12 protein-coding genes are annotated in these 11852 nt (G+C 63.2%); 8 read left to right on the top strand and 4 right to left on the bottom strand.

Annotation, left to right across the window (positions count from 1 at the left end):
- The first annotated feature begins 102 nt into the window (after positions 1–102).
- The 4 genes from infA to HK107_RS09880 are packed head-to-tail and all read left to right on the top strand — an operon-like array spanning position 103 to position 2299.
- Complete coding sequence (gene infA, locus HK107_RS09895; protein ID WP_173199280.1) at positions 103–321, top strand: translation initiation factor IF-1; 219 nt, start codon at positions 103–105, stop codon at positions 319–321.
- A gap of 3 nt (positions 322–324) precedes the next feature.
- Positions 325–900, top strand: a complete 576-nt coding sequence (locus tag HK107_RS09890; RefSeq protein WP_173199278.1) for a Maf family protein — start codon at positions 325–327, stop codon at positions 898–900.
- Entirely contained in the window at positions 897–2129 is a 1233-nt protein-coding gene (locus tag HK107_RS09885; protein WP_173199276.1) for a ribonuclease E/G, read from the top strand. Before HK107_RS09890 ends, HK107_RS09885 begins: the two co-directional genes overlap by 4 nt.
- Entirely contained in the window at positions 2129–2299 is a 171-nt protein-coding gene (locus tag HK107_RS09880; protein ID WP_173199273.1) for a DNA gyrase inhibitor YacG, read from the top strand. Before HK107_RS09885 ends, HK107_RS09880 begins: the two co-directional genes overlap by 1 nt.
- On the opposite strand, the gene HK107_RS09875 is transcribed toward HK107_RS09880, so the two are convergent.
- Entirely contained in the window at positions 2296–4224 is a 1929-nt protein-coding gene (locus HK107_RS09875) for a beta-galactosidase (RefSeq protein ID WP_173199271.1), read from the bottom strand. The two genes, HK107_RS09880 and HK107_RS09875, sit on opposite strands and share 4 nt — an antisense overlap.
- Before the next feature lie 285 nt (positions 4225–4509).
- Positions 4510–5610, bottom strand: a complete 1101-nt coding sequence (locus tag HK107_RS09870) for a serine hydrolase domain-containing protein (protein ID WP_173199269.1) — start codon at positions 5608–5610, stop codon at positions 4510–4512.
- 121 nt (positions 5611–5731) lie between these two features.
- Here HK107_RS09870 and HK107_RS09865 point away from each other — a divergent pair, with 121 nt between their 5' ends.
- Positions 5732–6451 (top strand): NAD(P)-dependent oxidoreductase, encoded by a 720-nt coding sequence (locus tag HK107_RS09865; RefSeq protein ID WP_173199267.1) that lies wholly within the window; start codon positions 5732–5734, stop codon positions 6449–6451.
- A 95-nt stretch (positions 6452–6546) separates the two neighbouring features.
- Entirely contained in the window at positions 6547–7038 is a 492-nt protein-coding gene (locus HK107_RS09860) for a hypothetical protein (protein ID WP_173199265.1), read from the top strand.
- Positions 7039–7041: 3 nt separating this feature from the next.
- On the opposite strand, the gene HK107_RS09855 is transcribed toward HK107_RS09860, so the two are convergent.
- On the bottom strand, positions 7042–7827 hold the full coding sequence (locus tag HK107_RS09855) for a TIGR00266 family protein (RefSeq protein WP_173199263.1): 786 nt from the start codon (positions 7825–7827) through the stop codon (positions 7042–7044).
- A 130-nt stretch (positions 7828–7957) separates the two neighbouring features.
- Between HK107_RS09855 and HK107_RS09850 the strand changes: the two genes are divergently transcribed.
- Complete coding sequence (locus HK107_RS09850; RefSeq protein WP_173199261.1) at positions 7958–8536, top strand: hypothetical protein; 579 nt, start codon at positions 7958–7960, stop codon at positions 8534–8536.
- A gap of 40 nt (positions 8537–8576) precedes the next feature.
- Complete coding sequence (locus HK107_RS09845; protein WP_173199259.1) at positions 8577–9755, top strand: vWA domain-containing protein; 1179 nt, start codon at positions 8577–8579, stop codon at positions 9753–9755.
- A gap of 704 nt (positions 9756–10459) precedes the next feature.
- On the opposite strand, the gene der is transcribed toward HK107_RS09845, so the two are convergent.
- Complete coding sequence (gene der, locus HK107_RS09840; RefSeq protein WP_173199257.1) at positions 10460–11830, bottom strand: ribosome biogenesis GTPase Der; 1371 nt, start codon at positions 11828–11830, stop codon at positions 10460–10462.
- Between the last annotated feature and the right edge of the window lie 22 nt (positions 11831–11852).

Genomic DNA, 11852 nt, shown 5'->3' with positions numbered 1-11852 from the left:
TCCCCAAGACTAACGCAGTTTGAGACGCATCCAACCGCCTGTTACCTTGACGTTCCGCCCGGCACACGCCAGATGTCCGCCTCGTTTTAACCAAGGGTGCCGATGGCCAAGGAAGAACTGCTCGAGTTTCAGGGGACTGTTGAAGAACTCCTCCCCAATGCGAACTTCCGTGTGAAGCTCGACAACGACCACGAAATCATTGCCCACACCGCGGGCAAGATGCGCAAGAACCGCATCCGCGTCCTAGCGGGCGACAAGGTTCTCGTGGAGATGAGCCCCTACGATCTGACCAAGGGCCGGATCACGTACCGCTTCAAGTAAGCCGTGCCGCGGCTGATCCTCGCCAGTGCGAGCCCGAGGCGTAGCCAGCTGCTCGAGCAGATCGGCTACACCCCTGACGAAATCGCGCCTGCTGACATCGACGAGACCCCGGCTCCCGGGGAGGAGCCGCGCCCGCTGGCCGAGCGTCTCGCTGTCCAGAAATGCGAGGCGATCAGGGACCGCTTCCCCGGCGACGTCATCCTGACCGCCGACACCGTCGTCGCGGTGGGTCGCCGCCTTCTCGATAAGGCCGAAACCCGCGGCTATGCCGAGGAATGCCTGCGCCTGATGTCGGGCCGCAGCCACCGGGTCTACACCGGCATGTGCGTCGCTGGCCCGGGGCCCGAGATGCGCAAGCGCGTCGTCGAGGCCCGGGTGAAGGTCCGCAGGCTGACAGACGAGCATATCAAGGCCTACCTCGACACAGGCGAGTGGGAAGGGAAGGCCGGAGGCTACGGCATTCAGGGCGCTTTCGCCGCGCACATCATCCAGATCATCGGCAGCTACACCGCCATTGTCGGCCTGCCTCTCTATGAGGCCGAGAACTGCCTCGCCTCCGCTTTGGGAAAACGCGCATGAGCGAAACCCTGCTCCTCGAAGAGACGCCCTTCGGCGTCCGCGCTGTCGTCCTCGACGAGGACCAAAGGCCGCTCCGTCTCGCCCACCGCTTTGCCCACCGCGGCGACGTTCACGCGGGAGACCTCTACTGGGCGCGCGCAGGCCGCCGGGACAAGCGCCTCGGCCTGCAAAGCTTCGACCTCGGAGAAGCGGGGCAGGGGATGCTCCCCGTCAAGGACCGTCAGTATCCAGACGGCCAGATGCTCCTCACGAGCGTCCGCCGCGAGGCCATCGGCGACAAGCGCCCCGTTCTCTCGGACAGGCCAGCCCTGACGCTCCCCGGCGCGGTCCTCCGCCCCGGCAGCGATGCCGAAGCCAAGCCCGGAACCCTCGGCACGTCAGAGCCGCCCGCAGGGCTACTCGATCCTCTCGGCGACAAGCCCTCCAAACCCGGCCCGGCCCTCGACATCGAGCCCGCCGTGCTCCTCATCGCGAGCCTCGCCAACCGCAATGTCGAGCGCGTCGTCACCAATACCGGCGACCTCGGCGCCCGCGTCGCGCCCTTCCTTCCGGAGCGTGTTCTTCTGCAGTCGGACGACCGCGTCTCCGCCTTCCTTGTGGATGCCATCGAAGAAGCCCTCGAACGCACCGTCGCCCTCGAAGGCGGCGGCAGCCTCGTCTTCGACGAAACCGAAGCGCTCACGACGGTCGATGTCGACCTCGGACAAGGCGGCGGGCAATCGCAAAAAGGCGCAGGCGAAAGCCTCCGCCGCCGCGCCCTCGACGCGCTTGGCCGCGCAATTTCCTTGCGCGCCATCGGCGGACAGGTGGTCCTCGACCTTCCACGCTCCGCCGTGAAGGCCCCCAAACCCCTCCGTGATCAGATCAACGCAGCCTGCAAACCCGCTGGCCTGATGAGCATTCCCGCCGTCACCAAGGAAGGCCTCGCCGTCCTCGTCTTCGGCCAGAACCGCAGGACGTTGCTCGAAGACCTGACCGAGCCAGCGGGCGGCACCGTCCGCGAGGGCAGGGCCATGTCGCCCGAGCTTCTCGCATGGAACGGCTACTCCGCAGCGTGGGACGCGCTCACCTCCGACCCCCAAGAGAAGCTGGCCCTGGGCCTGCCCGGCGAGGCCCTCAAGCTGTTCGAAAAGGCAGGGGCGCTCAAGGACCTCAACACGAAGCTCGGCGGCAGGCTCGCTCTGTCTACGGACGACACCGAAGACCTGACCATCGAGAGGACCAGCTGATGCGCTGCCCGATCTGCGAAAAGCAAACCGACAAAAGCTACGAGCCTTTCTGCTCGAAACGCTGCGCCGACGTCGACCTCGGCCGCTGGCTCAATGAGAGCTACAAGGTCGGCGGCGCGGAAGACGAAAGCGCAGGCTCAACCGACGAAGACGAAGGCCTCCGCCACTAGGTCTCGCGCCAAGCGGAGACCCCAGCAGGCGGCAACTCCCGCCCGCCAATGACAAACGCATCGTCAGAACACAGCGCATCAGGAAGCCGCACAGCCTCCGGCGCATAGTTGAAGGCAAACCGCAGCCCGCACCCGCGCCGCAACCTGAGCCCGGCAGGCAGGCGCTCAGCGTCCATTCCTGCTTCGGCAAAGACCTCCGCCAAATAGTCCGTCAGCAGCTCCCGCTCGGGCAGCGCAGCGAACATCGACGTCCGCCCTTCGCGATAAAGCACAGGCCGACCCGCTTCATCCGTCCAAAGAGGATCAAGCGCCGTCTCGCACTCGTCCCGCCACGCCTTCCAGCCTCCGCGGCCGGCCACGGCCCCGCCAGCGCCCTCAGGAACAGTCTCGCTCCGCGCCACAGTCAACGGGATCAGTTCCCGCAGCGGCCCCGGCGCGAGGCCGTCCGGGATGTTGCCGTTCTCATCCTTCGACCCGCAACGCGGCCCGATCACCACCCGCGCTTCCGTCGTCTTCAGCGCCTCAGCCGTCTCCGCCGTCAAGTGAAGGAGCGAGGGCACCAGCACCACGGCATAGCCTGACAGGTCCGTCCCCTGAGGAACAATATCGACATCCGCACCGAGCTTCCGCGCCGCCGCGTACCAGTCCTTCGCCACATAGAGGCCGTCATATCCGGTCCCCTGAGGCTGGATGTCGGACATCCACACGCTGTCATAATCGAAGAGCAGCGCAACCTTCGAGGAAGCCAAATCATCGCTCAGCAGGCTGAGCTCCTTCGCAACCTCATCCGTCTCATGGAACGCAGCCGCAGGCTCCGAGTCCGGACGCAGCATCCCCGCATGGTTCTGCTCCTGCGCAAACGGCGCCTGCCGCCAGCGGAAAACCGAGCTGAACCGCCCGCCATGCGCAAGGCATTCAAGCTCCCAAAGCCGCACCATGCCGGGCAGGGGGGAAGGGTTGTCCGGCGCCCAGTTCACAGGCCCCGGCTGCTGCTCAATCACCGCAAACGGCGCACATCCCCGGTAAAGGTCATGGTGAAACCCCGCCATGTCCGGATCACCCTGCCGCAGGTACCGAAGCGTTCGCGACTGGTCCTCAGGACCCTGAGCAAGAAACCCGAGCGGATAGCTATCCCACGTCAGGACATCGACCTCCGCACCCAGATCATGGTGATCATAGTGCGTGAAGTACCCCATAGCGTTGTGCGTGATCATAGCATCAGGCGCATACTGACGGATAATCGCCACCTGCTCACGGTGAAAGCTCATCACCTGGTCCGACGAGAACCGGTAGAAGTCGAGCCAATGGCTCGGGTTCGCCTCGGTCGCCGTCAGGTTCGGCAGCTCCACCTCGTCAAAGCTCCGGTACAGCATCGACCAGAAAACATTGCCCCACGCCTCGTTCAGCGCAGCCACATCGCCATACTTCGCAGACAACCAGCCCCGGAACGCATCCCGCGCCATTGGCGAATAGCTCCGCACAGTCTCATGGCACCCGAACTCATTATCCGTCTGCCACATCGTCACCGCAGGATGGCCGCCATAGCGCTTGGCCATCACCTCCGTGATACGCCGCGAATGCTCCCTATACGTCTCAGATGAAAAGCAATAATGCCGCCGCGAGCCAAACCCCCGCGCCCGGCCTTCCTCATCCCAGGCAAGAATGTCGTCATGGCGGTCGATCAGCCATTTAGGTGGCGTCGCCGTCGGTGTACCGAGCATCACCTCGAGCCCCTCCGCATGGAGGTTCTCGATAGCCTGATCGAGCCAGCCGAACTCATACCGGCCCGGCTCAGGCTCCATCGGGGCCCAGGCGAACTCCCCAATCCGAGCAAACGACAGGCCCAGCCGAGCCATCCGTTTCGCATCCTCAGGCCCCATCTCAGGCGCCCAATGCTCAGGATAGTAACAGACGCCGAGGGTCATGATTCGCTCCGCCAAGTGCCGCTATGGGCTAGCTCGTTCGAGAGGAGAACGCGATTCCGAACTCGACGATCACAACCGTTGTTCTCCAGGAGCCCGGGTTGCTGGCTTGGTTCCGGAGCCCGAAGATAGCTTGGACGTTTGCAGCGGAGGCATGCCTGAAACATGGTCCGAGGCTAAAGCGCATCCCCTAGGCCCTAATTTGCGACAACATTGATTGTGCGCTTACTCGATGTGACCGCGGAGCACGCCTACGGTTCAGCCTCCATCGACCGCAGCGCTCCACACTCACTCAAAAGCCCCAAACACCAACCCGATCAGCCTCGACGGCGGGTTCTTGCGCTCAAACTCCGGATCCTCCGTCGGCGCGCGGTGCACGATGACCAGCTCAGCCCCCGGATGCACCGAGAGCATATGCGTCCCGAGCCCGGTGTGGCTGAATGCGATCGTCCGCCCAACGCGGTCCGTCACCGTCCACATCATGCCGTAGCAGAGCCGCATCCCGCCCCCGATGTCCGGCAACGTCACCGACGCGCAGTCGGTCATCTCGTCGATCCAGTCCGCGCTCACCAGCCGCTCACCGTCCCAAACCCCATCCTGCGCCAGCATCTGACCGAAGAGCGCGAGGTCGTGGGCCGAAAGCCGGAAATGATAGGCCGGATGCCGCGACTTCTCCGGCTCGTAGAGATAGAACCCGTCGGCCCGCTTCAGCCGTGCAGGGAAGACGTCGGGGTCATCACCCCCCTCCCCGAGCCGCATCTCGCCAATCCGGCCGCGCCATGAGGTCATGCCCAAGGGCCCGGCAAGCTGCTCCTCGAACGCCGCATAGATGCTCTCGCCAGCCCGCTCCTCATAGAGCGTACCCAGAGCGTTGAACGACCAGTTGTTGTAGTAATAGGCCTCACCCGGAAGATGCGCCCCGCGATCAGGCTTGCTTGCGGTCATCCCTTCGCTTTCGGCAGCAGACGGAAGATAGATCCCGCTCCGCGACTGGAGCAGCTCGCGCACCGTGGCCGCTGATTCCTGCTCCGTCAGCGGATTGCCCGGCTCGTCGAGATCCAGCACTCCGACATGCTCGTCGAGGCTGACTGCCCCCTCCTCCACCAGCGCGCCATACATCGTCCCAAGGATTGCCTTGCGCATCGAGTGGATCAGGTGCTTCTCGTGAATGTCTCCATACTGATAAGCAATCTTTCCCTTGTAGAGCACCAGTGCGGACGACGAGCCGCTATCCTCCAGAAAGGCCGTGATCCGCATGCGGCCTTCTTCCGTCATGCGATTGTCCGCCTCGGCGTAGGCTTCGAAGCGAGAGGTGGGCTCCTGCGGCACGAACGACGCGCACGCACCCAAGGACACAAGCCCCGCCAATCCGATCAGCCACTTGGTCATCTGCCGCTCCCTGCTCCTCCGCGCCTTCCGCTAGGTGGTGATGGTTCCATCCGCCGCAACCGCGATGGAGCAACATTCTCCCCGCAGAGCTGTTAAGGCCAATGAACTGACGGGAGCGATCATGCCCGAAGCGCATCAATATGACCTGACCCTGTTCGGAGCCTCCGGCCGCACGGGGATCGACATCCTCAACCAGGCGACAGACCGGGGCCTGAAGGTCCTCGCCATCGACCACTCCATGCCCGACGAACCCGAGGCACGAAAAGGGATCGAGCACCGGACCGCCGATGTGCTCGAGGATGATCTCGCCCCTCTGGTCGCGGATTCAGCAGCCGTGATCTCTGCCCTTGGTGTCGCCTTCTCACCCAAGACCGCCATCGACCCGCCGCCGCTCTACTCAAAAGGCACAGGCCGGATCATCGCCGCGATGAAGGAAGCCGGCCGCGACAGGCTTTGCGTGATCTCCGCCGCCTTCGCGGCTGAACGCGCCAACCTCCCCCTCTGGTTTGAGCAGACGGTTGTGAGGGCCCTCGGCAGCATCCTCGAAGACATGCGCGAGATGGAGGAGGCGCTCAGAAGCTCCAGCCTCAACTGGACCGCAGCGCGCCCGGGCTGGCTCCTCGACCGCCCACGGACACAGAGCTACCACGTCTCCACCGAGAACCTTCCCGACGGAGCCTTCCGTACACGGCACGGGGACCTCGCACATTTCCTGATCGAGTGCGCGCTCCATGGCGACCACGGAAAGTCCGCCCCCTTCCTCGCAAGACGCGAAAGCAAGCCCGACGAAAGCCCCGCTGCCCTCGGCAAGGAAACGCTCTCCATGATCGGGCTCGCTTGAGCCGTCAGCACTCCTGAAGGCCAACTGCAGCGTCGGATTTCCACCCCTGGCGAAAGCAATCTAACATCGGCGCCCGACGCAAAAGGGCCCGTCAGATGCTAGCAACCTTCCGCGCCAAGCTGGTCAGCGACCGGAACCTCTGGCTGAGCTTCATTCTGGTCGCCCTGCTCTCCGCGACCTTCGGCATCGTCATGCTCCTCAGCGGGTTCACCATCATCGACGAGATGCAGGACGCTCAAAAGATCCGCGACCACGTCGAAGCCATGACCGAGCGCCAGCGCATGACCCACGCATGGCTCACCGCTACCGTCGATGTGCTCTACCCGTTCGTCTACGCATCATTGTTCGCAGGGCTCAGCCTCCGCTTCCTCGGCAAGGCAGGCCCGTTCTTCGCGATCATCGCGGCCCTCGCCATCCCGGCAGACCTCGTCGAAGGCTTCGCGCAGGTGATCATTCTCCACGGGGGCTTCGAAGTCCTCCCCGTGAAAGCCGTCGCGACACCGATCAAACTTCCGCTGAGCGGCACAGCAGGGGCAGCATCAATCGTCGCCCTACTGATCGCCGCCCGCCGCCGGTTCTTCAGCTGAGAATCAATCCCCGCGCAGGAGGTCGCCAACCCCTCCGAGTACAGAGCTTTCGCCCTGCCCGCTAGGCCCGGCATTGGCCAGCACCCGGCCCGCAAGCCGCGCAAACGGTAGCGACTGCAGCCAGACCTTCCCCGGCCCCGTCAGCTTGACGAAGAACATCCCTTCGCCGCCGAACACCATGTTCTTGATCCCTCCAGCCAGCACAACGTCGTAATCCACGCTAGGCTCGAGCGCCGCGAGGCAACCCGTATCAACGTGCAGCTCCTCGCCAGGCTTCAGCTCCCGCTCATGGATCGCACCGCCGAAATGGACGAAGACCATGCCATCGCCCTCGAGGCCCTGCATGATGAAGCCCTCGCCGCCAAAGAGGCCAGCGCCCAGCTTCTTCCTGAAGTCGATGCCGATCTGCACCCCCTTCGCCGCCGCGAGGAAGCTGTCTTTCTGGCAGACCAGCTTGCCGCCATGCTGGGAAAGGTCGATCGCCAGGATCGAGCCCGGAAACGGCCCGCCAAAGGCCACATGCGCCTTACCCTGACCATTATGGGTGAAGACTGTCGTGAACAGGCTCTCCCCCGTCAGCAGCCGTTTGCCAGCGCCCAAGAGGCTCCCCATGAACCCGCCCGTCTGGGCCGATCCATCGCCGAAGATCGTCGTCATGCCGATCGTCGCGTCCTTGTACATGAGGGCTCCAGCCTCAGCCACGGCACTCTCGCCGGGGTCGAGCTCGACCTCCACATACTGCATTTCTTCGCCGTAGATCTTGAAGTCGACTTCGTCCGCTGCGGTCATGAACCTCTCCCTGTTGTCATGAAGACATAGGTACGTTCGCCGGGCGTCAGAAGCCCTCCCGCTGCATCAACCCCTTCTCGCCGCTGGCGGAACGCGCTCCTATCTCGAGGGAACCAGCAGGGCAGAACCCATGGCCAGCAGACTTCAGATCGGAAAGCTCGCAGCCGAAAGCGCCGCGATCTTCTTCTCCGTCATCCTCGCCTTCGCCGTCGAGGAATGGCGCAGCGACCGCGAAGAACAGGAGCGGGCCGAGGCCACCATGACCCTCGTCCGCGCCGAGTTGGAACAGAACCTCGAGGAGCTGAAGCGCGTACGCTCAGGGCGTCAGGGCCAGCTCGACACCTACATCGACAAGCTCGGCCAGCTTAAAGACACAGGCAGCTTCCCCCAGACGCTCCCCCGCCTGATCACGCCCGACATCACCGATATCGCCTACCAGCTCGGCACCGATTCAGGCGCCGTCTCTCGCTTCCCCACCGACGCCGTCCTAAAGACCGCCCTCGCCTACGAGGCCCTCTCCACAGTTTCCGGCAACGAGGACTTCATCGACAGCCGTAACGCGCAGGTCCGCTACCGCGACGGCGAGCAATATCTCTCGGGCTTCATCTACTACATCAACCGTGCCCAGGTGGCTGAGCCAGAGGCCATCACTGCCATCGAAGAAGCCATCTCCGAACTTGAGCGCATCGGCATCACTGCGCCGGAGTAGCGCGCTAGCTCTAGGGCACCCGACGCGCTACGCCCTCCCCATGTTCACCCAGTTCTTCCACGCCCTCAAAGCCCGCGAAGTCCCCGTCTCCCTGCGCGAGTACCTGACCCTGCTCGAAGCGATGAAGCAGGACCTCGCGGACATGAAGGTCGAGAATTTCTACTACCTCTCCCGCGCGAGCCTCGTGAAGGACGAGCGCCACCTCGACCGCTTCGACGCGGTGTTCGGCGAGACCTTCAAAGGCATAGAGAGCCTCGCCGAGATGGCGCCCGACGCAAGAGAGGTGCCCGAGGACTGGCTCCGTGCACTGAACGAGAAATACCTGACCGAAGAAGAAAAGGCCCAGATCGAAAAGCTCGGCGGCTGGGACGAGCTGATGAAGACCCTCGAGGAGCGCCTCAAGGAACAGGAAAAGCGCCACGAGGGCGGCAACAAATGGATCGGCACCGGCGGCACATCCCCCTTCGGCCATTCAGGCTACCACCCCGAAGGCGTCCGCATCGGCGGCCAGTCCAAAAACAAGCGCGCGGTGAAAGTCTGGGAGCAGCGCCAGTTCAAGAACCTCGATGACCAGAAGGAACTCGGCACACGGAACATCAAGGTCGCGCTCAGGAAGCTTCGCCGCTTCGCGAGGACGGGCGCCCCTGACGAGTTTGACTTGGGCGGCACGATCGACGCCACCGCCCGCCACGGCTTCCTCGACGTCCAGATGCGACCCGAGCGCCGAAACGCCGTCAAGCTTCTCATCTTCTTCGACGTAGGCGGATCAATGGACCCCTATGTCGAGCTCTGCGAAGAGCTCTTCTCCGCCGTCAGGTCCGAGTTCAAACACCTCGAATATTTCTACTTCCACAACTTCCTCTACGACTTCGTGTGGAAGGACAACAACCGTCGGTGGTCGGAGAAAACCAACACCTGGGACGTCCTGCATACCTACGGCAGCGACTACATGGTCCTCTTCATCGGCGACGCCTCGATGAGCCCCTACGAGATCACCATGCCCGGCGGCTCGGTCGAGTACTACAACAAGGAAGCCGGCGGCATCTGGATGAAACGCCTCCTCCAGATCTACGAAAAAGCCGTCTGGCTGAACCCCATCCCCGAAGACCGCTGGAAATGGGCCCCGTCGATTGACCTGACCCAGCAACTCTTCGACGGCCGGATGTTCCCCCTGACGCTGGAAGGGCTGGAACGGGCGATTAGGGAGTTGAAGCGGTGATCTATCCGTCCTCCCGGAAAGCCGAAGGCTTATCCGGGACCTATGGACAGCCTTAGCAGCTGGCGCGCCAATCCTATTGTTGGCTCGCTCACGCTCGCGATGGATCCTGGATCGAGCCCAGGATGACAAGCGGAGAAACCTGCTCTCCATCATCGTCATCCTGGACTTGTTCCAGAATCCATCTCAAAAAAAGCAAAACCCAATTTATCCCCGCCCCCTCAACCCACGCTAAAACCCCTCCGTTCTCCGAAGAAAGCGGGCCGGACCGGTCGTTCCGCGTACTGGCTTTGGATGCGGCGTCGGCGGTTGCGTGAGGGGTCACTACCCTCCGCCATCGCTCGAGAGTTTGAAGTGCTTAGCCGCCGGTCTCAAAAGCCCGCGGACATGGCCTCTCGCACAAAGCGCTGCCGGGCGCGGCTTTCGTCGCGCATATACAAATTTACTCAGAGCACGGCAAAAGCCGCGCCCGGGCACCCGCAATGTCGCAAAACCGGACTTGGGCCGAACCCGACCCCTGCTCGTCTTCCCGGAATTCGCGCAGCGAAAATCCGGGACCCATGAACCAACCGAGCCAATCAGAGAAACAGTCAGTCCATGGATCCCGGATCAAGTCCGGGAGAACGAAGGAGAAGAACGAACCCCTCCACCCCGTCATCCTGAATTCAATTCAGGATCCATCCCAAAAATCAAAGCGCGCAAAGCGCTCAATGCTTCCGCTTCGCTTTCCCAGCATAGGGATTGTCCCCAGCCCGCAGGAACACCCGCACAGGTGTCCCTTCCAGCTCAAAACTCTCACGGATCGAGTTCACAAGATACCGGCGATAGGTCTCCGGCACTTCCTCCGCACGCTGACACTTAATGACAAACGTCGGCGGCCGTGACTTGATCTGGCTGGCGTAGCGCATCTTGATCCGGCGACCAGCCACCGCAGGCGGCGGGTGGTGCGCAACAACACCTTCCAGCCAGCGGTTCATCTCCGCCGTCTTCACCTTGGCGTTCCAGTCGCGATAGGCATCCGTAATCGCAGGCATCAGCTTGTCGATATGCCGCCCGGTCAGGCCCGAGAGGAAGACGATCCGTACACCGCCGAACTGGGGAAATGCCCGCATCGCATCGAGCCGCATCTCCTTTGCGGCCCGGTCTGTATCCTCGATGAGGTCCCACTTGTTGACGACGACAACAGCGGCTCTCCCCTCCTTCGAGATGAAGTCCGCAATTTGAAGATCCTGCTTCTCGAACGGCGTCGTCGCGTCGATCATCAGCACCGCGACTTCGCAGAACCTGACAGCACGAAGGGTGTCACCAACCGAGAGCTTCTCCAGCTTCTCCGCCACCTTCGCCTTCTTCCGCATACCCGCGGTATCCCAGAGGGCGACAGGCCAGTCGCGCTCTCCGTCGTTCCAGACCCAGTCCACCTCGATGGAGTCGCGGGTTATCCCCGCCTCCGGTCCCGTCAGTAACCTGTCTTCCTGCAAGAGCTTGTTGATGAGGGTCGACTTCCCTGCATTCGGCCTGCCGACAATCGCTACACGGAGAGGTTTGAACTCAGGTTCTTCTTCCTCGTCCTTGTCAGGGTCGATACCGTGCTGGACCACCATCTCGACCATGGCTTGGTAGAGGTCCGCCATCCCCTCGCCATGCTCGGCGGAAATCGCCACCGGGTCGCCAAGGCCTAGCTCGTAGGCTTCGTAGGCGCCTTCTTCGCCGCGGCCCTCGGTCTTGTTGGCGACGAGGACCACAGGCGTCGGGCTCTGCCGCAGGATCTCCGCAAGGTTCCTGTCCTGCGCAGTAAGGCCGGAGCGCGCATCGACCATGAAGAAGGCGACGTCCGCTTCGGCCACCGCGCGCTCGGTCCCCTGGCGCATCCGCGCCTGAAGCGAGCCGTCGGCAGCGTCTTCGAGGCCAGCGGTGTCCATCAGGCGGACGTCGAAGTCGCCGAACTGGATATCGAGGTCACGCCTGTCCCGCGTTACCCCCGGCTGGTCGTCGACAAGCGCCAGCTTTCGCCCGGCAAGGCGGTTGAACAGGGTGGATTTGCCGACATTAGGCCGGCCGATGATCGCGAGCTTGAGCATAGTCGCGCGCCGCTAGCAGACG

This window comes from Parvularcula mediterranea (genome assembly GCF_013085255.1).
Lineage (GTDB): Bacteria > Pseudomonadota > Alphaproteobacteria > Caulobacterales > Parvularculaceae > Parvularcula > Parvularcula mediterranea.
The sequence above is the reverse complement of the archived record's forward strand: the minus strand, read 5'-3'. Positions and strand labels throughout refer to the sequence as shown.